Origin of the sequence: Brevibacillus sp. MCWH, assembly GCF_013096935.1 — a bacterium.
Taxonomy (GTDB): domain Bacteria; phylum Bacillota; class Bacilli; order Brevibacillales; family Brevibacillaceae; genus Brevibacillus; species Brevibacillus aydinogluensis.
In genome coordinates, this window is record NZ_SDLF01000002.1 from 165,889 (window position 1) to 188,159 (window position 22,271).

The 22,271-nt window shown below is 57.5% G+C and carries 24 protein-coding genes and 1 other annotated feature; of the genes, 1 reads left to right on the forward strand and 23 read right to left on the reverse strand.

The genetic code is table 11. From position 1 onward, the window contains the following. Positions 1-11: 11 nt before the first annotated feature. The 16 genes from ETC00_RS02335 to ETC00_RS02410 all read right to left on the reverse strand — a co-directional run bounded on the left by ETC00_RS02335 (position 12) and on the right by ETC00_RS02410 (position 14,709). Positions 12-773 carry a TraR/DksA C4-type zinc finger protein gene (locus ETC00_RS02335; protein ID WP_171564353.1) on the reverse strand — a complete coding sequence of 254 codons (762 nt, stop codon included), beginning with the start codon at positions 771-773 and terminating at the stop codon, positions 12-14. A gap of 216 nt (positions 774-989) precedes the next feature. Beyond that, the gene (gene ileS, locus ETC00_RS02340) at positions 990-3,776 is read right to left on the reverse strand and encodes an isoleucine--tRNA ligase (RefSeq protein WP_171564354.1); all 2,787 of its coding nucleotides are present in this window, start codon (positions 3,774-3,776) and stop codon (positions 990-992) included. A gap of 50 nt (positions 3,777-3,826) precedes the next feature. Further along, positions 3,827-4,097: a binding site (T-box leader), on the reverse strand. Between the two features lie 55 nt (positions 4,098-4,152). Further along, positions 4,153-4,647, reverse strand: coding sequence for a DivIVA domain-containing protein (locus tag ETC00_RS02345; protein ID WP_171564355.1), 495 nt, complete (start codon positions 4,645-4,647; stop codon positions 4,153-4,155). Between the two features lie 94 nt (positions 4,648-4,741). After that, the gene (locus tag ETC00_RS02350) at positions 4,742-5,515 is read right to left on the reverse strand and encodes a YlmH family RNA-binding protein (protein ID WP_171564356.1); all 774 of its coding nucleotides are present in this window, start codon (positions 5,513-5,515) and stop codon (positions 4,742-4,744) included. Positions 5,516-5,528: 13 nt separating this feature from the next. Beyond that, positions 5,529-5,798, reverse strand: a complete 270-nt coding sequence (locus ETC00_RS02355; protein ID WP_171564357.1) for a YggT family protein — start codon at positions 5,796-5,798, stop codon at positions 5,529-5,531. Positions 5,799-5,823: 25 nt separating this feature from the next. Then, positions 5,824-6,249, reverse strand: coding sequence for a cell division protein SepF (locus ETC00_RS02360; protein WP_171564358.1), 426 nt, complete (start codon positions 6,247-6,249; stop codon positions 5,824-5,826). Between the two features lie 29 nt (positions 6,250-6,278). After that, a complete protein-coding gene (locus ETC00_RS02365) occupies positions 6,279-6,977 on the reverse strand; it encodes a YggS family pyridoxal phosphate-dependent enzyme (RefSeq protein WP_171564359.1) in 699 nt (232 codons plus the stop codon). Further along, positions 6,974-7,822: a peptidoglycan editing factor PgeF gene (pgeF, locus tag ETC00_RS02370; protein WP_171564360.1), complete on the reverse strand. Its 849-nt coding sequence runs from the start codon at positions 7,820-7,822 to the stop codon at positions 6,974-6,976. The genes ETC00_RS02365 and pgeF overlap by 4 nt, the downstream gene beginning before the upstream one ends. A gap of 68 nt (positions 7,823-7,890) precedes the next feature. Then, positions 7,891-8,175: a YlmC/YmxH family sporulation protein gene (locus ETC00_RS02375; protein ID WP_171564361.1), complete on the reverse strand. Its 285-nt coding sequence runs from the start codon at positions 8,173-8,175 to the stop codon at positions 7,891-7,893. Positions 8,176-8,401: 226 nt separating this feature from the next. Next, positions 8,402-9,181, reverse strand: coding sequence for an RNA polymerase sporulation sigma factor SigG (gene sigG, locus ETC00_RS02380; RefSeq protein WP_171564362.1), 780 nt, complete (start codon positions 9,179-9,181; stop codon positions 8,402-8,404). 207 nt (positions 9,182-9,388) lie between these two features. Beyond that, positions 9,389-10,111 carry an RNA polymerase sporulation sigma factor SigE gene (gene sigE, locus ETC00_RS02385; protein WP_171564363.1) on the reverse strand — a complete coding sequence of 241 codons (723 nt, stop codon included), beginning with the start codon at positions 10,109-10,111 and terminating at the stop codon, positions 9,389-9,391. 1 nt (position 10,112) lies between these two features. Then, positions 10,113-11,072, reverse strand: a complete 960-nt coding sequence (gene spoIIGA, locus ETC00_RS02390) for a sigma-E processing peptidase SpoIIGA (RefSeq protein ID WP_171564364.1) — start codon at positions 11,070-11,072, stop codon at positions 10,113-10,115. Between the two features lie 201 nt (positions 11,073-11,273). Next, positions 11,274-11,840: a bifunctional adenosylcobinamide kinase/adenosylcobinamide-phosphate guanylyltransferase gene (cobU, locus tag ETC00_RS02395; protein ID WP_171564365.1), complete on the reverse strand. Its 567-nt coding sequence runs from the start codon at positions 11,838-11,840 to the stop codon at positions 11,274-11,276. Positions 11,841-11,883: 43 nt separating this feature from the next. After that, complete coding sequence (locus ETC00_RS02400) at positions 11,884-12,663, reverse strand: ABC transporter ATP-binding protein (protein ID WP_171564366.1); 780 nt, start codon at positions 12,661-12,663, stop codon at positions 11,884-11,886. A gap of 4 nt (positions 12,664-12,667) precedes the next feature. Then, complete coding sequence (locus tag ETC00_RS02405; RefSeq protein WP_171564367.1) at positions 12,668-13,705, reverse strand: FecCD family ABC transporter permease; 1,038 nt, start codon at positions 13,703-13,705, stop codon at positions 12,668-12,670. Further along, positions 13,705-14,709 carry an ABC transporter substrate-binding protein gene (locus tag ETC00_RS02410; RefSeq protein WP_171564368.1) on the reverse strand — a complete coding sequence of 335 codons (1,005 nt, stop codon included), beginning with the start codon at positions 14,707-14,709 and terminating at the stop codon, positions 13,705-13,707. Before ETC00_RS02410 ends, ETC00_RS02405 begins: the two co-directional genes overlap by 1 nt. A gap of 344 nt (positions 14,710-15,053) precedes the next feature. Between ETC00_RS02410 and ETC00_RS02415 the strand changes: the two genes are divergently transcribed. Further along, complete coding sequence (locus ETC00_RS02415) at positions 15,054-15,407, forward strand: YmaF family protein (protein ID WP_253264220.1); 354 nt, start codon at positions 15,054-15,056, stop codon at positions 15,405-15,407. 99 nt (positions 15,408-15,506) lie between these two features. Here the strand turns inward: ETC00_RS02415 and ftsZ are convergent, their stop codons facing one another. From ftsZ to murA, 7 genes are all read right to left on the reverse strand, one after another. Next, on the reverse strand, positions 15,507-16,652 hold the full coding sequence (gene ftsZ / locus ETC00_RS02420; protein WP_171564370.1) for a cell division protein FtsZ: 1,146 nt from the start codon (positions 16,650-16,652) through the stop codon (positions 15,507-15,509). A 152-nt stretch (positions 16,653-16,804) separates the two neighbouring features. After that, positions 16,805-18,055: a cell division protein FtsA gene (ftsA, locus tag ETC00_RS02425; protein ID WP_171564371.1), complete on the reverse strand. Its 1,251-nt coding sequence runs from the start codon at positions 18,053-18,055 to the stop codon at positions 16,805-16,807. Between the two features lie 139 nt (positions 18,056-18,194). Then, the gene (locus ETC00_RS02430; protein WP_171564372.1) at positions 18,195-18,542 is read right to left on the reverse strand and encodes a small basic family protein; all 348 of its coding nucleotides are present in this window, start codon (positions 18,540-18,542) and stop codon (positions 18,195-18,197) included. Position 18,543: 1 nt separating this feature from the next. After that, positions 18,544-19,293 carry a DUF881 domain-containing protein gene (locus ETC00_RS02435; RefSeq protein WP_171564373.1) on the reverse strand — a complete coding sequence of 250 codons (750 nt, stop codon included), beginning with the start codon at positions 19,291-19,293 and terminating at the stop codon, positions 18,544-18,546. A 17-nt stretch (positions 19,294-19,310) separates the two neighbouring features. Further along, on the reverse strand, positions 19,311-20,018 hold the full coding sequence (locus ETC00_RS02440; protein ID WP_171564374.1) for a DUF881 domain-containing protein: 708 nt from the start codon (positions 20,016-20,018) through the stop codon (positions 19,311-19,313). A gap of 33 nt (positions 20,019-20,051) precedes the next feature. Next, on the reverse strand, positions 20,052-20,843 hold the full coding sequence (locus ETC00_RS02445; protein WP_171564375.1) for a cell division protein FtsQ/DivIB: 792 nt from the start codon (positions 20,841-20,843) through the stop codon (positions 20,052-20,054). Between the two features lie 169 nt (positions 20,844-21,012). Then, the gene (murA, locus tag ETC00_RS02450; protein ID WP_171564376.1) at positions 21,013-22,269 is read right to left on the reverse strand and encodes a UDP-N-acetylglucosamine 1-carboxyvinyltransferase; all 1,257 of its coding nucleotides are present in this window, start codon (positions 22,267-22,269) and stop codon (positions 21,013-21,015) included. Between the last annotated feature and the right edge of the window lie 2 nt (positions 22,270-22,271).

Genomic DNA, 22,271 nt, shown 5'->3' on the forward strand with positions numbered 1-22,271 from the left:
CGATGTGCTCCTCACAACAGGTCGTCGCGCCCTTCGCGCTCCGCCCGCTCCTGCAGATACGCTTCGTAATCGAGAAACAAGCCTTTGCCTTCCCCTTTGCGCATGTACTCCTCATACGTGCCGCTGCGCATGAAATTGACGCTCTCCGGACCGTGGTAGCCGTCGATGTCCGTGTAGCCGATCTGCTCGATGGCCTCGACGGCTCCGTCCGCCTCGTCGCTTTCCACGTACATTTCCTTGTAGTCGGTCTTGTCGTTGTCCACATAGGAAAATGGCGTGCTTGACGTTCCCCACGACTCGACAATCTGCCAGGCGTCCTCTCCGTCAAAGCTGTTCTGTCCTTCTTTTTCGTCCAGCGAGGTGCGGCCGAACGGCGGCTGCAAGAACTCCTCCTCGATCGGACGAGACTGGTTGATGTTGGGTGCCGCCGCGTGTTCCTTGCAGGTTTGAGCGTAGGGCAGCGCCTCCAGCCGCTCTTCCGGGATGGGCTGCCCGCAGACGGTGCAGAGCCCGTACGTCCCTTCGTCCATGCGGGTAAGCGCCTGGTCAATCTCCTTTAACGTCTCCCGGTCCAGACTGTCCAGTGCGAGATCTTTTTCACGCTCAAACAGCTCACTGCCAATGTCGGCCGGGTGATTGTCGTACATGGAAAACTCCTGCAGGGATGTCGCCATCGGCTCCCGCATGCCGTAGTGGGCCTGCACCCGCTCCTCCAGCTCACGTTTTTCCTGCATCAGCCGTTCCCTGAACCGAGCCAGCTTTTCCTTGTCCACGCATGCCACCCTCCTCTGTTTGCTTTTCTTGGTGTAGTATGTCTTGCCGGCCGCGAAAATAACCCACGGCCAGTCCCTTGCCTGCCCCGCGTGAGCCGACATCGCTCTGACAACCCTTTCTGCCGTGGGGGAGGAACCCTGTGGACAAAAAAACAGCCCTGCCTCACCGCAGGGGCACAGGCAGAGCTGTACTGTTTGTCAGATTGTGAGATTAAATTATTCAGCCACGTGGGCGTAGTGTTCGTGTACGATCGTCACGCAGCGCTGGCAGAGGCTCGGATGGGCGCTGTCCGCCCCGACGTCCTGCTTCACCACGCGGCAGCGCTCGCACTTGACCCCGTCAGCAGGTGCGACGACGACTGCGATACCCTCCAGCACAGCTGCTTCGCTCGGCACGCTGGCGCCATGCGGATGCAGATCTACATGGGCGACGATGAACAGGTCGGCCAGGTCATCCATGGCGGACAAGACGCGCGCAACCTCTTCGGTTTGCGGATAGAGCGCCAGTTTGGCGTCGACGGAGTTGCCGAACACTTTGTTGCGGCGTGCTTCTTCCATCGCTTTCAGCACTTCGTCGCGCACCGCCAGGAACGCGTCCCACTTGCTCTCCATGTCTGCCGCGAAGCCGAGATGCTGTTCGTTTGCCTCCGGCATGTCGGTCAGCTGCACGCTTTCCTCGGCTACGCCCGGGATGTAGCTCCACACTTCGTCTGCGGTGTGCGGCAGGATCGGCGCCACCAGTTTGACCAGGTTCAACAGGCAGTCGTACATGACGGTCTGCGCGGCGCGGCGCTTGATGCTGTCGGGCGCTTCCACATAGAGCCGGTCTTTGCAGATGTCCAGATAAAAGGCGGACAGGTCAATGACGCAGAAGTTATGAACAGCGTGGAACACCGTGTGGAATTGATAGTCGTCGTACGCCTTGCGCACCCGTTTGACCACTTGGGCCGCCTTGGCCAGCACGTAGCGATCCAATTCGCCCAGCTGCTCGTACGGGACGCGGTCCTTCGCCGGGTCGAACCCGTTCAGGTTGCCCAACAGGAAGCGGAACGTGTTGCGGATCTTGCGGTACACTTCGGCGATTTGGTTGAGGATCGCGTCGGAAATCCGCACGTCCGCCTGGTAATCCACGGATGCTACCCACAGGCGCAGGATGTCCGCCCCCAGCTTGTCGATCACCTCTTGCGGCACGACGACGTTGCCGAGCGACTTGGACATTTTACGCCCTTCGCCGTCGAGGGCAAAGCCGTGGCTCAGCACCGCCTTGTACGGCGCCGTTCCGTATACGGCCACCGAGGTGGAGAGCGACGAGTTGAACCAGCCGCGATACTGGTCCGATCCTTCCAGGTAGAGGTCAGCAGGCCATTTCAGTTCTTCCCGCTCTCTCAACACTGCTTCGTGGCTGGAGCCGGAGTCGAACCACACGTCCATGATGTCTGTCTCTTTGCGGAACTCCGTGCAGCCGCACTTTTCGCAGGTCAGGCCCGGCGGCACCAGTTCACTCGCTTCACGGGCAAACCAGACGGAAGAGCCTTCTTTGCGGAACAGCTCCGCGATGTGATCGATCGTCGTGTCGTTGATCACCGGTTCGTTGCAGGATTTGCAGTAGAAGATCGGGATGGGTACGCCCCAGACGCGCTGACGGGAGATGCACCAGTCGCCGCGGTCGGCCACCATGTTGGCCAGGCGCGTTTCGCCCCAGTGCGGAAGCCACTGCACGTTTTTGATCGCTTCCAGCATCTGTTCGCGGAAGCCGTCGATCGACGCAAACCACTGCTCGGTCGCCCGGTAGATGACCGGCTTTTTCGTCCGCCAGTCGTGCGGGTACGAGTGGGTGATGAAGCCGAGCTTCAAGAGCGCTCCCGCTTCTTCCAGCTTTTGTGTAACCGCCTTGTTGGCATCCTCGTAGAACATGCCTTCAAAACCTGGTGCTTCGGCCGTCATCTTGCCCTCATGGTCAACCGGGCAAAGCACGCCGAGACCGTATTTCTGGCCGATGTTGAAGTCGTCTTCCCCGTGTCCCGGAGCGGTGTGAACGCAGCCCGTACCGGCGTCCAGGGTGACGTGTTCGCCCAGGATCAGCGGAGACGGACGGTCGTAGAACGGGTGGGCCGTCACGACGCCTTCCAGTTCACTTCCCTTGAAGGTAGCCAGAACCTCTACGTTCTCCCAGCCGATCTCCTTGGACGCTGCTTCCAAAAGACCGTTCGCCAGCAGGAATTTGCGGCCGTCCGCATTCACTACGTTGTACTCCAGTTCCGGGTGAATGGAGATGGCCAGGTTGGCCGGAATCGTCCACGGTGTGGTGGTCCAGATCACAACGCCGGTGTCTGTGTCCAGTTTGCCCTTGCCGTCGGTCACTTGGAAGCTGACGTAAATGGATGGCGAGCGCTTGTCCTTGTATTCGATTTCCGCGTCCGCCAAAGCCGTCTCAGACGACGGGGACCAGTATACGCAGCGCAGCCCCTTGTAGATGTAGCCTTTTTTCGCCATCTCGCCGAAGATGCGGATTTGCCGCGCTTCATACTCCGGTTTCAGCGTCACGTACGGATTTTCCCAGTCGCCGCGAACGCCCAGCCGCTTGAATTGGTCCCGCTGCTTTTCGATGTAGGACCAGGCGTACGCTTCACAGCGTTTGCGGAATTCGTTTACCTCGATGTTGCGGCGGTCCAGCCCCTCAGCATTGATAATCGCCTGTTCGATCGGCAGACCGTGGGTGTCCCAGCCGGGAACGTACGGCGCGCAGAAACCGGCCATCGACTTGTAGCGGACGATGATGTCCTTGAGAATCTTGTTCAGCGCGTGGCCGATGTGAATGTTTCCGTTGGCATACGGAGGACCGTCATGCAGCACGAACAACGGACGCCCCTTTGTCCGCTCCTGCACTTTCCGGTAAATCTCCTGCTCATCCCAGCGGGCCTGTATCTGCGGTTCCCGGGTCGGCAGGTTGCCGCGCATGGGAAAATCGGTTTGGGGCAGCGATAATGTTTTGCTGTAATCCATGACCTGTTTTCACTCCTACTTGGTATAAATAAAAAGCCTTCCCCCATCCCAAAAGGGACGAGAGAAGGCTCCCGTGGTACCACCCTGATTGAACGGAACGACCCTGCCGCAAAGCAGACAGATGCCGCTCCGCTCCACTCGTTTCATTCGTAACGGGAATGACGCGCTCCCTTACTCGCCCGCCGGACGTGACGCCGGCAGCCGGCTTTCAGTTGTGAACTCCCGGGTGATTTTCGGCGACGGCAACTGGCCGGGCTTTCACCTCTCCCCGGCTCTCTGGGCAGTGCTTGGTCACGTACTCTTCCCGTTCATCGTCGATCCAGTGATGAAAAGTTTGCAAATATTATAGTACCATCATGGCCTGAACGTCAACGGTTTATTCCGCCATCAGAGCGGACGTCGTGGAATCTGCCTGCTCGAGATCGTCCCATGCCCCGTTATCCAGCATCTCCAACTGGGCTTCGAGCAGCGTGCGGAAGCGCATCCGATAGACAGAGGCGCGCTTTTTCAACTCTTCGATCTCGATGGCGATCTTGCGGGATTTCGCCAGTGCTTCATTGACGATCCGGTCGGCGTTTTTCTCCGCTTCTTTCAGGATCAACTGCGCTTCCTTGCGGGCGTTGGCCTTGACATCCTCGGCCGTCTCCTGAGCCACAAGGATGGATTTGCTCAGGTTCTCCTCCATGCTCTTGTAGTGTTCCACCCGCTCGTTCAGCATGGCGACACGCTCTTCCAGTTCCTTTTTTTCCTTTATCAGGAGTTCGAAGTCCTTGATCACCTGATCGAGGAACTCGTTCACTTCGTCAATGTTGTAACCGCGAAAACCCGTGCTGAATTCCTTATTGTGTATGTCCAATGGCGTTAAAGGCACATGAACCCCTCACTTTTTCCGGTAATCGTACCCAAATTCTTCGACAGGTTTATCCGCATTTCCTGCCGGAATTTGCAAAATTATTGAGCCCGTCTCAGGTGAGTCGCCCGACGATCATGCGCAGCCGTCCGCTGCGCGTCGGCCCGGACACGTCCAGCAGCTTGAACCGTCCAAACCCGGCCAGCGACACCATGTCGCCAGGCTCCAGCAGATGCGACGGGTCGTCCACCACTTTCCAGTTGACTTTCAGTTTGCCCGCCCGGATCGGGACCAACGCCTTTGCCCGCGACAGGTTGTACACCTCGCCGATGACCGCGTCGACACGCGGCGACGGAACCGTGATCACCTTTTCCGCATACCGGGGAGCGGGCGGCTGAAACGACTCCCAATCCACCCGCTCAAATTGGACTGGCGTCCGGTGTATATGGGTCACCTGCGAACAGATGAAATCGGCTACCTCGTCTGCGATGACGACATGGATCGCCTCTTCGGCCACGAGCATGTCGCCAAATTTCTCCCGCTTCAGCCCCACGTTCAACAACGCCCCCATCACATCCCGGTGCTCCAATGTATGGAAGCGCTGGTCAGCGGAAATCCGCAGCAGGGCCAGGCGGTAGTCCTGCGGTTCGGGCACGATGTAATCGGGATGGAGCAGCACGCGCACCCGCTCCGCTCCGTCGTAGCCTCCGCTGGCCGAGACGGACACGTCACTTACCTGCGAGGTCAGGCTCTGCATGATCGCAAGCTGCCTCGGGTCCAGAAAATCAGTAAGGCGCATGGCCTGCTTCCGCTCTGTCAGCGTCAGCATCTCCAGCGCCCGTTCCGCAAAGGGACGTTCTTCTTTTCGAAAATGATCAAACACGCTCATGCCGTCACGCACCTCACAGCAGCAGTTGCTGCAGGATCGCATTCAGGCCCCTGTGGGCGAAGTTGAGTGCGATCAGCGCCACGATTGGCGAGATATCGATAAAGCCGAGCGGCGGGATAAAGCGGCGAAATGGCGCCAAATACGGCTCCACCAACCGCTCCAGCAGTTGACCAATGGGCGTTTCCCGCATCTGCGGCACCCACGACATGAGCACGTAGGCAATGACCATGAATTGATAAATGGTAAAAGCGTAATACACAATGGTAAAAATGGCCGTTGTCATTCACTCACCCTTTTGCTAGGTTCTCTTACTCTTCGACGACACTGGAGATCGTCCCCTGAATGTCGACGTGATCCGGCGTGCAGACAAAGATGTAGTCGCCCACCTTTTGAATGTCACCGTTCAGCGCGTAGACCGTTCCGCTCAAAAAATCGACGATGCGCTTCGCCTGTTCCTTATCCACCCGCTGCAGGTTGACGACGACCGGCCGGCGGTGACGGAGGTTGTCAGCGATGTCCTGCGCGTCGCTGTAATGTCGTGGTTCACATAAAACCAACCGAATGCCCTCCTTTTCCCGAGCCTGAAACGGCACCACGTTGTTGGCGCGAGGCGCCGGCTGCCGTTTGGTGAAAGACTCCCGCTCCTGCTCTTCACGCTCCTCTTCCACCGTCTCTTCAATGTATTCTTCGTTATCCAATCCAAAGAACCCCATGATCTTGTTCATTACGCCCATGGCCATCCTCCTCTCGTGCAGCGTTGCGGTCATTCCGGCTTAACCAGGACCGAACCAAGCCGGACATATGTCGCTCCTTCTTCAATCGCCACTTCAAAATCGTTGGACATGCCCATCGACAGCTCTTCGATTGCAGCGTGCGGAAAGTTCCAGCCGTTGATCCGTTCTTTCCATTCCCGCAGGCCGCGGAATACGGGTCGCGCCTCCTCGGGATTTTCGACAAAAGGCGCCATGGTCATCAATCCGACGATCTTTATATGATTCATATTACTGGTTTCCTGCAAAAAAGCCAATACATCATTGGGACTAAGCCCAAATTTTGTCTCTTCTCCAGAGATATTGAGCTGCAGAAAACAGGAAACGACACGGTCCAGCGCTTCCCCGCGCTTGTTCAGCTCCCGGGCCAGCGACAGCCTGTCCAACGAGTGGATGTGTGCAAATTTGCCCACGACGTCTTTTACCTTGTTGGTCTGCAGATGGCCGATGAAATGCCACGTCCCCAGGTGGCCGTAGCGCTCGAATTTGGGCAGTGCATCCTGCACGCGGTTTTCCCCGATATGCTCCACCCCGATGGCCAACAAATCGCCGATCGCGTCGGCGTCGACGTACTTGGTGACGGCGATGACTTTCACCTCTTCCCGCTTCCGGTTGGCTCGATCGCAGGCGGCCGCGATGCGCTCTTCGACGGCTGCCAGCCTCGCTTTCAGCATTTCCCTCTCTCTCGTCACGATTCGTTCACAGCTCCTTTTTCAGACTCTCTCCATCCGATAAACGATGCCATCCGGCCCGTTTTCCCCGCCTCCCTGCGGTGAGAGAAAAACAGGTCGGTCCGGCAGCTTGTACACCATCCCGTCCGCAGCACGCGCTCTGGCGCAACGCCGCATTCCGCCAAAATCTCCGTGTTCAGACGAGGCAGATCCAGCATGTATCGGCCGTTTTCCCGGGGCGTCACGGCGTCTTCCCAGCGAGCAGCCGCCGTCCGTACCCGTTCCATGATTCGCTCGTCCACTTCATAGCAGCAGCCGCCGATGGCAGGACCGATCGCCACCAGCAGCTCCTCCGCCCTGCTGCCGTAGTGACTTTCAAACGCCCGCACCATTTCCTCGGCAATACGCGCCGCCGTCCCCTTCCAGCCGGCGTGGGCCAAGCCGATCGCCCGCGACACCGGGTCGAGGAAAAACAGCGGCACGCAGTCGGCATAAAAGGACGTGAGCAGCACGCCCGGCTGATTCGTATGCAGGCCGTCTGTCGCCGGAATGACGTCGTCCAGGCTCTCCCTGCCCGCTCCCATGGATTGGGCGGTCACCTGGCAGACCCGGCTGCCGTGCACCTGATCCGCGCACGTCCAGGCTTCAAACGACATGCCCAGTTCCGCTGCCAGCTTGCGCCGGTTGGCCACCACACGGTTCGGGTCGTCTCCCACGTGCAGGCCCATGTTAAAAGAGTGGTACGCTCCTTCGCTCACTCCGCCGTTTCTGAGGGTAAACCCGGCCGCCAAGCCGGGAAAGCGCTCTTCCCACTCGCGCAGATGCAGCAGCGCGCCGCCCTCTCTGCCAACAAACGGTTCGTTCATGTTGTCACCTTCCTTATATGGCTTATGATACCACAGCCCAAAAGAAAAGAAAGGCTCTCTCGCCTTTCTTACGCCCGGTATTCGTCTTCCCCGCCGGTTTTTGCCTCTACCCGCATCGACTCCTCCAGGCGAACCAACACGACGTCCTTGCCGATCTTGATGATGTTGCGCCAGGGAATCACGTAGTCGTTGCCCGCTGAAAAAAACCCGAGGAATTTGCCCGGTCCGGGGACGACAATCGCCTCCACCCGCCCGTGGCGCAGGTCTATCTCCAGATCGGATATCTGCCCCAGCCGCTTGCCATCCAAAATGTTCACCACTTCTTTGGTCTGGAAATCCGAGATTTTGACCATTTTTCCTCACCTACTTTTTCTCCGTTAGTTCAAGTATATGAACGGGCAGACAAATATGCCCCGGGGAGCGGTGAAAGATTGGACCGGCGTCACGGCGCGTCGATTGCAGAGTCCCATCACGACTTGTAAATTTCACAACTTTCAGACTGTTTCAGTCGCCGAGCAGCTTATACAGAAACAAAAGCCTCCGACGCTGATGGCATGGAGGCTGCTGATGATAAACCCATTACGATTGCACGTGTTTTTGCATGTGGGCGATGGCCGCTTTTTCCAACCGGGAGACCTGTGCTTGGGAAATGCCGATCTCCTCCGCCACTTCCATCTGCGTCTTGCCTTCGTAGAACCGCATGGAGAGAATCATCTTCTCCCGTTCGCCCAGCCGCTGCATGCCCTCGCGCAGGGCGATTTCTTCCACCCAGTTGGCATCCCTGTTCTTCTCGTCGCTGATCTGGTCCATCACGTAGATGGGATCGCCGCCATCCTGATAGATCGGTTCAAACAGCGAGACCGGGTCCTGAATGGCGTCCAGCGCAAACACGATGTCTTCCTTGGGCACGTTCAATTCCTGGGAAATCTCCGTGATGGTGGGTTCCCGCGAATGCTTGTTGGTCAGATTGTCCCGCACCTGAAGCGCCTTGTACGCGATATCCCTTAGGGACCGCGACACGCGGATCGGGTTGTTGTCCCGCAGGTAGCGGCGAATCTCCCCGATGATCATCGGCACGGCGTACGTGGAAAATTTCACGTTTTGGCCGAGGTCAAAGTTGTCGATGGCCTTCATCAGGCCGATGCAGCCCACCTGAAACAGGTCATCCACGTACTCGCCCCGGTTGTTGAAGCGCTGAATGACGCTCAGCACCAGCCGCAGGTTTCCATTGACCAGTTTCTCCCGCGCTGCCAGTTCGCCGTTCTGCAGGCGTTCGAACAGCTCCCTCATCTCTTTGTTGGTAAGCACCGGAAGCTTTGAAGTGTCCACCCCGCAAATCTCTACCTTGTTGCGCGTCACGTCTTACCCTCCTCGAAGCAAGAAAGTTCCCAACCCGGTTGTCTTGAAAGGCCGCGTACCGACGCATCGCCGGATGAAAGAAAACTCGGCGAAGGCCGAGCTTTGCGGCGAGAGCGAGCCGTGTATAGGCGGTTTTACGAGCAAGTGGCGTTGCCACTCTCTGGCACGGTTTAGGAACAGTATCTCCTTCGATTGGGAAATTATGCGCTACACCATTTTGTTGAATTCTTTTCGCAACCGTTTTATAATTCGCTTTTCCAGACGGGAAATGTACGACTGGGAGATGCCCAACAGATCGGCGACGTCCTTTTGCGTCTTCTCTTCTTCTCCCGACAATCCGAAGCGCAGCTCCATGATGATGCGTTCTCTCTCTGTCAGCTTATCCAGCGCTTTTTTCAGCAGCTTGCGGTCCACCTGGTCTTCGATGTTCTTGTAAATGGTGTCGTTGTCCGTCCCCAACACGTCGGAGAGCAAGAGTTCGTTGCCGTCCCAGTCGATGTTGAGCGGTTCGTCGAACGACACTTCCGAGCGAATCTTGTTGTTCCGCCTGAGGTACATGAGAATTTCGTTTTCGATGCAGCGGGAAGCGTAGGTGGCCAGCTTGATGTTTTTCTCCGGATCAAACGTATTGACCGCCTTGATCAAGCCGATCGTCCCAATGCTGACCAGATCCTCGATGTTGATCCCCGTGTTCTCAAATTTGCGGGCGATGTACACGACAAGCCGCAGGTTGCGTTCGATCAGCATGCTGCGCACGGCGGGATCGCCGGACGGCAGCCGGCTCAGGAGAATCTCTTCTTCTTCTCTGGTCAGCGGCGGCGGCAGGGCTTCACTTCCCCCTATGTAGTAGATCTCTTCGGCGCGTGCACCAATCCACAGCAGGAAACGGTACCAGAGCAATTGGAGTTGCAGGCGAAGTTTCACATACATACTAGCCCTCCTGTTCGCGTAAGGGAGTTAGGTTTTGGTCATCGCTTTGTATGATGGCGGGGTGCACGATGGCTTGATACCGGCCGTCGGCGGCCAACGGGATCGGATTGAGACCGATCAGCACCTTCCTGGCAAGGTAGCGGGCGCCATTTTGCACGACAATTACTTCGTCCGGCTTGACGGCGAGCAGAAAATCCATCCCTCGGGACACGCTGCGGTAGGGAATCAGCCGCAGCCGCGACTGCCATTCGGCGGGCACCTGCTCGAAGACCCCGTCCAGGTTTTCCCATGCCGTTGGGCTGCCGATCCGCTGACGAAGCGAAGCCGGCAGGATATGGGCAACCAGTTCGCTCTCCACAATCATCACCGGCTGGCGGGTAATCGGTTCGTGGAGTTGGTTGCCAGTGTCCACCAGTCCGCGACAGACGACGCTTTCCCCTGCGATCGTCACCGTCACCTCGGCGAGGAACGCCTCGATCCGTCGCGGCTCTTGAACGGCATGGTAGCTCTTCCGGCTGAGGACAAAGACGAGGGAAAACCCCATGGCGAGAACGCCCAGCGTCGGTTTGAACCCGACACCGAAGCCGTCACTGTGGAGAGTCACCAACCCGTTCAAGATCTCGTTGTGTGAGGCAAGGAAATACTGCAGGCCAAACACCCCGCCGCCGAAGATGAAGGCCACGAAGTAGAAAATGGCGAGATTGTGCAGAAAGGCTCGCAGTCTTCGATTGCCAAACGCGATCCACAGCATGAGAACGGAAAACAACAGCTTCACGGTCCACTGGTACATCGAGGCGAAGGAAGGGAGAAAGAAAAACGCCAGGTACATCGACCCGAACAGAGAAGCAAGCAGGATCCTCCACCATATAACCCGCTCTTTGCGAAAATAGGCCGTAAACCAGAGCAGCAAGGTATCAATGGCCACATTCAGGAGTAAAATGATATCAAGATAGACGATCATCTGCCTTCACCCCCGCCCGGCAAAGACAGTATATATCAATGTGTATGTAAAGTCTGTCAATTCTTGACCGTGTTTTTTCGGATTTTTTGTAGAAGGGACCAGGCGGGGGCTGAGGGCAATTTCGTGCGGGGCACAACCCCTAAAATAAAACGAAAGGGCTGTCGTCACGATGTGTACGACAGCCCTTTATTGTTTTGATCGTCACGGGCGAAAGGCGCGCGATTTCAGCTCCACCGGAATGCCTGCTGTCACCAGAAACACCTGCTCGCTCGCTTCCGCCACCCGCTGATTCATGATGCCGGCCGCATCCCGGAACATCCTGCCAAGCGGATTGTCGGGAACGATGCCGTACCCCACTTCGTTGGAGACCAGCATGATCGTCCCCGGAAACGACCGCAGCACGTCCACCAGTTCGTCCACCTTTTCCAGCGTACGCTCCATCGGCTGCTCCTGTTCAAATTTCAAGAGCCAATTGGACAGCCAGAGTGTCAGGCAATCGACCAGGACCACGCGCTCGCCCGAGCCGATCGCCGGTTCAAAGGAGAGCCCGCGCAAAAAGCCGGCAAGGTCGTACGGTATCTCATGCGTCTCCCACGAAAAGGGCGACTGCTCGCGGCGCTGACGATGGCGGCGTACCCGCTCCCGCAGTTCCTCGTCAAAAACGGGGGATGTGGCGATGTACACGCCTTGTACCCCGAGACGGGCCGCGTACGTTTCCGCAAACGTGCTCTTGCCGCTCCGCGCACCGCCTGTAACCAGCACGATCATGCCCATTTCCTCCTCTCGTATCCGACACGCCGACGACACACTGCTAGCTGCATCCCGATTGCAGCAGGATTTGCGGCGATTGGCGCACCGGGTGTTCAATCACGATCGGCTGGGTGCCGTACACCTCCCGAATCACATCGGCATGCAATATCTCCCGAGGGGCCCCGATCCGACACGGCTGCCCCTTTTGCAGCAAAAGGAGACGGTCGCAGTACAGCGATGCCAGATTCAGATCGTGCAGGACGGCGATTACGGTCACACCCTCCTGTCTCTGCCAGGCGCGGACCATATCCATGAGCTGCACCTGATAGCCGATGTCCAGGTATGTCGTCGGCTCGTCCAGGAGCAGAAGCCGGGGCTGTTGGACCATCGCCTTGGCCAAGGCCACCCGCTGCTTCTCCCCCCCGCTCAGCCATTCCAACGTGCGGTGCTCGAGGTCGCCCAACCCGAGCATCCGGATGATTGCGTCAACCAGCGAAGCGGCGTTCTCCCGCTCTTCCCCGAGCCAATTTTGATACGGATACCGCCCCATCTCCACCACGTCCCTGACGGTAAACCCGACCGCCGGCAGGGGCTCCTGCTGCAGCACGGCAATCCGGCGGGCCCGCTCCTTGCGCGAGTACGCTTCGAGCGGTCGGCCATCCAGCCAGATGTGCCCCTCATCGGGGGATTCGACGCCGGACAAAAGCTTCAACAAAGTGGATTTTCCGCTGCCGTTGGGGCCGATGATGCCGAAACACTCCCCGCTTTCCACGGAAAAATGAACGTCTCGCAGAATTGGCATGCCGTCGTACGCCTTACCCACTCCGTCAACCCGTACCATCCGTCTACCTCCTCGCCAGCCGTTTGTTTTTCTTCAGCAAATAGGCAAAGAACGGCGCGCCCAGAAAGGCGGTGACCACCCCAAGCGGAATCTCCGTCGGGGCCAGAATCGTGCGTGCCAGCGTGTCCGCCCACAGCACATACGCGGCACCGTATATCACCGACAGCGGCAGCAGCAGGCGGTAGTCCGGGCCTACCAGCAGGCGGACCAGATGGGGCACCACCAAGCCGACAAAGCCGACGACCCCGGCAATGGAAACGGCGGCGGCGGTCAGCAGGGCGGACACACACAGCACCACCAGTTTTGTCCGTTCCACATGAACCCCCAGGTGAGCGGCCTGTCTTTCACCCAGTGCAAACAGGTTTAACGTTCGGCTGTAAGCAGCCAGCACAATCAGTCCGCCACCAAGGTAGGGCACCAGCACGGACGAAAACGCCCAGCCCCGGTACGCCAGACTGCCCATCAGCCAGAAGACGATTTCGTTCACTACCTGATCGGAGAGCGAGACCATGAACGACACCAGCGATCCCAGGAATGCCTGAATGACGACGCCCGACAGCAGCAGGGTTTCGACGTGAAACATGCCGTTCGTGTTGGCCAGCCTAAGGACTGCCCACAGACTGACCAGGCCGGTCAGAAAAGCAGCGATGGGAACGGTCCATTGGCCGAGCAGGACAAACTGGAAGCCGAACAAGATGAAGAAAGCGGCACCGACGGCAGACCCCGAAGCCACTCCCAGGGTGTAAGGATCGGCCAGCGGATTGCGCAGCACGCCTTGGAAACCGGCGCCGGCCAGCGACAGACAAGCCCCGACGAGAACAGCCAGCATGATTCGGGGAAACCGCACTTTCATCACGATCTGCTCAGACGACGCCGGCCAGTCGGCAGGGACGTGCTGCCCGATCACTGGAAGTTGATGAAGCAGGATAGCCCACACCTGGGAGATAGGCAGGTGGGCCGCTCCCAGTGACAAGCTGACTACGACCGAGAAGAAAAGGAGCAGGCAGCCTGCTCCTCCCCAGAGAAACAATCGCGTTCTCATCATTTCACCCGATCCGGGTAAATCGCTTTGGCCACCTCATACAGCCCTTGGGTGATCCGGGGGCCCGGGCGGTTCAGCACATTCTGGTCAACACCGACGATCCGCTGATCGCGGACGGCCGTTATCTTGTCCCAACCGCTTCGCTTGCGGATGATCTGCTCCAGGGTCTGGCCGCTTTTATCATCTGTCACGCCGCTCGCATACAGGATCACGTCCGGGTCTTCGTTTAGCACCTTCTCCTCGCTGATCGGGTTCCAGCCTTCCATGTCGTTGGCGATGTTTACGCCTCCTGCCAGTGTGATCAGCTCGTCCATGAATTCACCCTTTCCGACGGTCCAACCGGGTGCGAATTCAACATACACCTTCTTCCGTTCGTTCGGCTTGACGTCCTGCACGGCGTTTTTCACCCGCTGGATGTCTTCCTTCATCTGTGCGACGAGCGTCTCCGCCTGTTCCTGCCGGTTGGTAATCTGACCGAACAGCAGGATGTTGTTCAGGATGTCCTCCGTCGTGCGGGGGTTGGTCTTCCAGACGACCAGGCCAAGCGAACGCAGTTTTTCCGCCACTTGATCCTGCATGGAAATACCCGTAATCACCAGGTCGGGCTGCTGGGCAATGATCGCCTCCTCATTGGGATTGACGATGCCCCCTACTTTCGGCTTGGCTTTGGCTTCCTCCGGGTAATCGTCATAATCAGAGACGGCCACCACACGGTCGCCCAACCCCAATGCAAACAAGATTTCCGTTTCAGCCGGGGACGTGGAGACAATCCGCTCCGGCGCCTTGGCAAACGTATAGGCGGTGCCGGTCGCATCTTTCAGCGTGAGGGGATAACTCGTCTGTTTGGTGCCGGCAGTCGTTTTCTGGCCTGTATTCTGATCTGTGCCGACCGTCGCCGGCGCAGGCGCCTGGTCCGAACCGCCCGTGGTCGGTCCGCTGCCGCCGCAGCCGCCAAGCAGCGCCACGACCAGCGCACCCGTTACAAGCCACAGGGATCGTTTCATCGTTCACTCTTCCTTTCCATATGTATAAATGTATAAAAACTTTCTGGCAGCCCACCGTAAAGCGAAAAAACCCTTTGCATCCGCCGGGAAACAAAGGGTCAGCAAGCACCCGCTGCCGGAATACGATTCGATAGGTATGCGTCAAACCCGTCTGTCATTATATCATTGAGGCGGCAAAAAAAGAAGATACACGGCAAGGGAAAAGCTGCCGTGATCCCTCCCGGAGACGAGATTCCGTACGTTCTCGCAGAATTTGTCGTGATGCGATAGGCATCTACCGTTTCCAGATTTCCCCGGATGGCATGTTATGTAGAAACGTCATTCTTTTGAAAGGCGGTATTCTCTTGCGAAAAAAACGGTCCGATCAGCACACCCATGCCGTCGATTTCATTCGCTTCTCCGACACTCCGGGACACATTCATGCGTATTCGACCCGCACCAGCTTCAACCACGGTCATCGCCACCAGGTGCGGGGACGAACGTCGGGGCCCTACCCGGTCCCGGGCAGGGGTCACGTCCACTACTACGAAGGCGTCACCTCGTTTGACGACGGTCACGTTCACTATTTTCGCGGATGGACCAGTCCGCCCATTCCGCTTCCCGGCGGCGGCCATTATCACACATTTGCTGGTGAAACGACGCTCAACGATCGGCATATCCATTCTTACCGGGGACGCACCAGCGAAGGCTACCGCTGACACATCGACGAAGGCTGCCACTGACCCGTCTGCCGTCCGGCGCAGACAATCAAAAAAACCTTGTTCCCTAAGTGGAACAAGGTTTTTTTACGTCCGTCCCTATTTTTTGTTGCGACGGCGGTTGCGCAGAAACGCCGGGATGTCCAGGTTGTCCAGATTGCTCATGGAGAAGAACGATTTTTCTTCTTCCTCCTCCTTGCTGCGGACCGTATTGGTATTGGAGATCGGCGTCGGACGGTTGGTCGCAATCGGCTGCTGTTGCGTACGACGGGCTGCAGCCGCCTGTTTTTGGTTGTCTTCAAAACCGGTGGCGATAACCGTCACGACAATCTCGTTCTTCAATTCCTCGTTGATGACGGCACCGAAGATCATGTTGACGTCCGGATCGGCAGCGGACGACACGATGTCGGCAGCTTCGTTCACCTCATACAGGCTGAGATTGGTACCGCCCGTAATGTTCATCAGCACGCCGCGAGCACCATCGATTGACGTTTCCAGCAGCGGGCTGGAAATGGCACGGCGAGCTGCCTCGGCCGCACGATTTTCTCCGCTACCCACCCCGATGCCCATCAGGGCGGAGCCGCGTTCGGTCATGATCGTCTTCACGTCGGCAAAGTCCAGGTTGATCAGACCGGGCACCGCGATCAGGTCGGAAATGCCCTGCACACCTTGGCGCAAAATGTTGTCCGCCTCGCGGAACGCTTCCAGCATCGGTGTGTTTTTATCCACGATTTCCAACAAACGGTCGTTTGGAATCACGATCAGCGTGTCCACTTTTTCCTTCAGTGCGGCAATCCCCATTTCGCCCTGCATGGCACGCTTGCGCCCTTCAAACGAGAACGGACGGGTAACCACGCCGACAGTCAATGCGCCAAGTTCCTTCGCGATTTCAGCAACGACGGGAGCGGCACCGGTGCCGGTACCGCCGCCCATCCCTGCGGTCACAAACACCATGTCTGCGCCGCGCAAGGCGTTCTCGATCATCTCGCGGCTCTCTTCTGCCGCTTTTTTACCGATTTCCGGGTTGGCCCCGGCACCCAGGCCGCGCGTCAGCTTCTCCCCGATCTGCAGTTTGATTTCTGCATTGGACAGTTGAAGCGCTTGCGCATCCGTATTCAGGGTGATGAATTCCACTCCTTTGACGCCGCCAGCAATCATACGGTTCACCGCGTTGCTTCCGCCACCGCCGCAACCGATTACTTTAATTCGCGCAAAGGATTCCATCTCCATATCAAATTCCAGCATCTTGCTAGTCCTCCCCAATTCAACATGAGAAAAGCTTTGGCTGATGAAGCCTGCGGGGAATGCGGCAGACGGCCGTATTAGTTGGCCGCAGCGGGACATTGTCAATCCTCTGCCGATTCGCCCGATTTAAAATGTTTTGCGGTTGCAGTCGGTTAGATAAACTCGCTGAACCAGTTTTTCACTTTCTCCATGAAGCCGCCGCCTTCCTTCGGCTTGGAAACGGCCTGCTTCTGCACCGCTTTAATCGGAGCGGTGTTGTTTACGTTGCGCCGCTCCAACTGCTGCAGGGCGTACTGAATCAGACCCACGCCGGTGGTATAGGCGGGGTCCCGCACCCCGATGTAATCCGGGATGGCGATGCGAACCGGCGCGTCCAGTTCTTCCTTGGCCAGCTCCAGCATGCCCGGCATCGCCACGGTCCCCCCCGTAAGCACGTATCCGCCGGCGATTTGATCACGAAAGCCCAGCTTGTACACGGCCTCATCCACGAGGTTGAAAATCTCCGCCGCACGCGGTTCGATGATTGTGGCCAGATCCACCTGGGTAAACTGTTTTTCCACATCGCTGCCGATGCGGGTCACTTTAAAGGTGACGTCGTCGGAAGCTTCATCAATCAGGGCACAGCCGTGCTTCATCTTGACGCGGTCTGCCACGTCGGTATGCGTGCGCAGGCCAAGCGCAATGTCATGGGTGATATGGTCTCCACCGATGCCAATGACGGTGGTGGCCGCCAGTTTCCCATGTTTGAAGACACCGATGGTTGTGGAACCGGCACCGATGTCGACGAGGACGACACCCATGTTCTTGTCGTCCTTGGAAAGCGCCACGGTGCTGGAAGCAAGCGGCTGCAGGAAAATTCCCGCCACACGCAGGTTGGTGCGTTCGGCGCAGCGCACAATGTTATGTACGACCGTTTTCAGGCCGGTTACAATTGTTCCTTCCATTTCCAGCCGGACGCCGATCATGCCGCGCGGGTCCTTGATGCTGCCTTGTCCGTCCACGATGTATTCATTCGGTACGACCTCGATTATTTCTCGGTCAGGCGGAATGGCAACAACTTTCGCTGCCTGAATGACGCGTTGAATGTCTTCCTCTCGTATTTCACGGTCCTCGCTGGAAACAGCGACAACCCCTTGAGTTTCATGCAGCTCAATGTGGTTCCCGGTTATACCGACATACACTTCGTCTATCGATACTCCTACCATGCGTTCTGCATGGTCAACAGCTTCCCGGATGGCATGCACGGTTTGGTCGATGTCGACGATCACGCCCTTTTTGATTCCTTCGGAGTGGGCCTGGCCGACACCGATGATGTTGATGGAACCGTTGTTGACCTCGCCAATCATGACGCGAACTTTGGACGTTCCTATATCTAGGCTGACGATAAGTTCATTACTTACCAAACCTGTGACACCTCCCCTGCTACGACTTTCGTCATCGAGTAGTGAATCCATCTGCGTAATTTATTCCACACAGGACTACCATTCCCTTTTTTTCATCATGAATTTTTGTAAAAATATGACCTTCCTCCCAAGAACCACCCTACTCCTGCTCGTTGATCCAGCGAGACAATACGATCCGGCGGATGACCGCCAGATTGTTGAACAAGCGGACCCCAAACGCAACGATGGCTGCCAGGTACAGGTCAATGCCGAGAAAACCGCCCATAAAGGCCAGCCCGGCCGCAAACAGCGTGTTGAAAAAGAAACCGGACATGAAGATGCGCACGTTGAACGTACGTTCCAGATACGAGCGGATGCCGCCGAAAATCGTGTCCAATCCGGCCAGGAGGGCGATGGAGAGGTAGCTAGAGTATTCCTGCGGCACGCGCCAATCCAGCAGCAAGCCGACAGCGATGCCGACAATCAAACCGACGAGCGGGAGCCACATGTTACGAATCTCCTTTTTCTTTGACAGGTTTCATGTATTGGATGACGTGCGGCTCACGATTGGCGGGAATGACAAGCTTGTCCCGCTTCTCGGCCACAATGGTCTTGTTGGCGAGCTTGAAATTCTCTTCCACGCCCTCCAGCTTCAAGGCGGACAGGAGCACATCCGGCTCCCCCAGCGCCTTCAATTCATACGGCGGCTGAATCGTCTTCGTGTCGACCTGAATGGCGTCGCCGACCAAGCGGATGGACGTTGTGGCGATCAGACGGTGTCCGTTGATGGAAACCGCTTGAGCGCCGTTGGCAAAAAGGATGTTGACAAGCCAGCGCAAATCCTCGTCGTCGACCGTATAGCCGCCTGCAACCGCTTCGTGAGAGGACATGTCCACCGCCGGATCGGCCGGCGGCTGCTCTGCTTCCACGATACGCAGCTCAATCCCTTCTCCCTCCACGCTGACCATGCCCGCCATGCGGCGGTTGCGTTCCAACTCTTCCTTCATGACGGAGATGCTTTCGTTTTCGTTGAGAGCCGTCTCGTACTGATAGTAGAGCTGATTGTATTTGGAAATATCGGCCAGCAGATTCTTGTGTCTTTCTAGCTCTTTTTGCAGCGTCGTGCGCAGTTCTGCGATGCTGCGGGACTCCTTCTGCACCGGATGCAGGTTGCTGCGAAGCTGTACCGTCAACATAACACCTATGATAGCACTAATAAAGGCGAGAATAAACGTGATTTTACGGTTTTTTTGCGACATGGAAAATGCTTCCCCCGTCAGGAGTGTTTGGTTTTGGCGTCACCGACAAAGGCAGGCAGGACCACCTTGTCCTTTTTTGCCACCTCGATCTGCACGAAATCCCGCAAGGTGCTGAGGACGCCGCCCGGCAGATTAAGTGCGCTTTCCAGCGTGTTCGGATCGCCAATGGCGGTAATGACGAACGGAGCGGCTGACTTGATGCCGTTGACGATGATCGTGGGGCCGACACAGCGGATGGACGAGTTGCTGACCAGTCGCTGGCCGTTGATGCTGATTGCTTCGGCTCCGGCAGCGCGCAGTTCGTTGACCACCAGGCGCACATCCTGCTCGTGGACGATGTAATTGGTCACATCAGCGCTGCTGGCCGCATTTTGACTGTCCTGCATCGTCACGACGACGCCCGGTCCCTCGACCGGCACGACGCCGGCCATCATCCGCGCCGCTTCCAACTCGCTGAGAATCGCCGCCGCTTCCGACTTGCGCTGAGCCATCGCCTCCTCCACCTTGCCCACCTGACGCTGCAGGTCCAAGAGCTGGTCCTCAAGCTGGCGGTTCTGCTCCTTCTCCGCCAGGATGCGCTCGTTGAGCTGTGTCTCCTGCTGAAACTGCTGGTCGTTCATGCGTTCCGTCCGCAGCAGTTTGGTCGTTTCGATCGAAGTGGCGATGAGAAACCCGGTACAGAACGTGACGATGGTTAAATACAACTGAAACTTGTGACGACCCATTGGCTGCTTCCCCTTTTATACAGTACTAAGACACTACGACTGTGGAGGCTGTGTATCACCGGACTGCAGCGGGATGGGCGCATCCGGCGTTCCGTACGGCACAAACCACGGCTGCTCAAACAGCGAGAGCACTCCCTTGACGCCCTGCGGCAGTTCCTTGGCAATCGTCGGATACCAGTTGAGCATGGAGTCCAGTTTGTGCAGCACGCTGCGCACTTCGTTGCCGTCGCGCATGTAGAGCGTCACGCGCTGCTTGTCGTACGCCGTGGGCGTCAGCGTGATGTCGGAGATTTCACCAAGCACACCCGGCGACAACTTGGCCAGCGCCTTCGCGAGCTGCGGGAGCAGTTCCGGTGCCGACCAGGAGCTGATCAGCGGCCTGTCCACCACGCGATTGGCAAAATTGACCTGCTTGAGCACCCGCCCGTTTTCCAGCAGCGGATAACGGCTGCCGTCCGGTCCGTTCCAGAATGCCACACGCCGATACTCCTCAACATGCAGTCGAATCACGCCGGGAAAGGAACGCTCGACGGACACGTCCTTGATTCCCTCCAGCGGCTTCAGGCTTGTCCGCACATCGGATTCCCACACGTTGAGAAACTGCATCCCGATGACCAGACCGGAGTTCTTCACAACTTGCTCGGCAGGGTAGATATCGTTTCCGTACACTTGAATCTGCTGAACCTTGCTGTATGGTGAGCGAATAAACACGATGACAAGGATGATCAGAAAAAACAAGCCGAGCAGAAACACCAGCTTGCGGTTGACTCTGCGCTTGGGGCGCTGTTCCTTGACATGCGGAATGCGTTCTTCGTATACCGCCATGAGCCTACCCTTCCTCAATAAGCTGTCGCACGCGCAAGAACATGAAATGCGCGGCGACTGCGTACATATGGTTTACACAAAAAATGGATGTTCATGGATTATCTGACACCGTACAAAACAGGGAAAGCGGCATATCCTTATGCCGCTTGTCACTCTACAACCACCTGAACTATGTCGACGTGCGGGTAATCTCTGCCCCAAGCTGGCGAAGCTGCAATTCCAGCCGTTCGTACCCGCGGTCGATGTGATGAATCTGCGTTACCGTTGTGGTGCCTTCCGCGGCCAAGCCGGCGAGCACAAGTGCGGCACCTGCCCGTAAATCGGTTGCTTCCACGTTCGCAGCCGTCAGTTTGTTGACGCCGCGAATGATCGCAGAACCCAGGTCGACGTATACGGAGGCGCCCATTCGCGCCAATTCGTTTACATGTTTGAACCTTCCCTCAAATATGGTTTCCTTGATGACGCTCGTTCCCCTGGCCTGCGCCAAAAACACCATCAATTGCGCCTGCAAATCCGTCGGAAACCCCGGGAAGGGAGAGGTGATGATCCGTTCGTAAGCGCGGGGTCGAGTCGTACTCTTGATTTCCATTATATCATGGTGGGTCTTGATTTCAACACCACAGCTACGGGCTACCTCGATCAGGGCGGTGAGGTGTTCGGGAATGGTGTTGGTCAGCTCGATATGACCCTGGGCGATACCTGCCGCCAGCAGAAAGGTGCCCGTCACAATCCGGTCCGGAATGATCCGGTAGCTGACCGAACGCAGACGCGTAACGCCGGTGATCTCGATCGTATCGGTGCCGGCGCCGCGAATCCGCGCTCCCATGGCGTTCAGGAAATTCTGCAGGTCAACAATCTCCGGTTCACGCGCCGCGTTGCAGATGCGCGTCGTCCCCTTGGCGAGCACTGCCGCCATCATGATGTTTTCCGTCGCTCCCACGCTGGGGAAGGACAGAAAGATGTTGGTCCCGCGCAACTGCTCCGCCCGAAACGTGATGTAGCCTTCCGCTTCTTCGATTTTTGCACCCAGTGCGGACAATCCCGCGAGGTGCAGATCAATCCGGCGCTCCCCGATATCGCATCCGCCCGGTCTGGATATGGTTACCTCGCCCAGGCGAGCGAGGAGCGGCCCCGCCAGAAATATGGAAGAACGCATCTGGCCCATCAGCTCATCTGGCACGTGCGGTACAGAGACAGACGTTGTATCCAGATCAACACATCCGTCCGCATGCTTCGCCTTGGCCCCCAAGGCCGTCAGGATCTTCAACATCACCTCGATGTCTTTGAGATGGGGAACGTCGTAGATATAAAATTGCCCTTCCGTCAAAACGGATGCGGCAAGGATGGGTAGGGCAGCGTTCTTTGCTCCTTGGATCCGAAGCGTGCCGGACAGAGGTCTTCCGCCATCGATCGTAAAAGTCTCCAAAC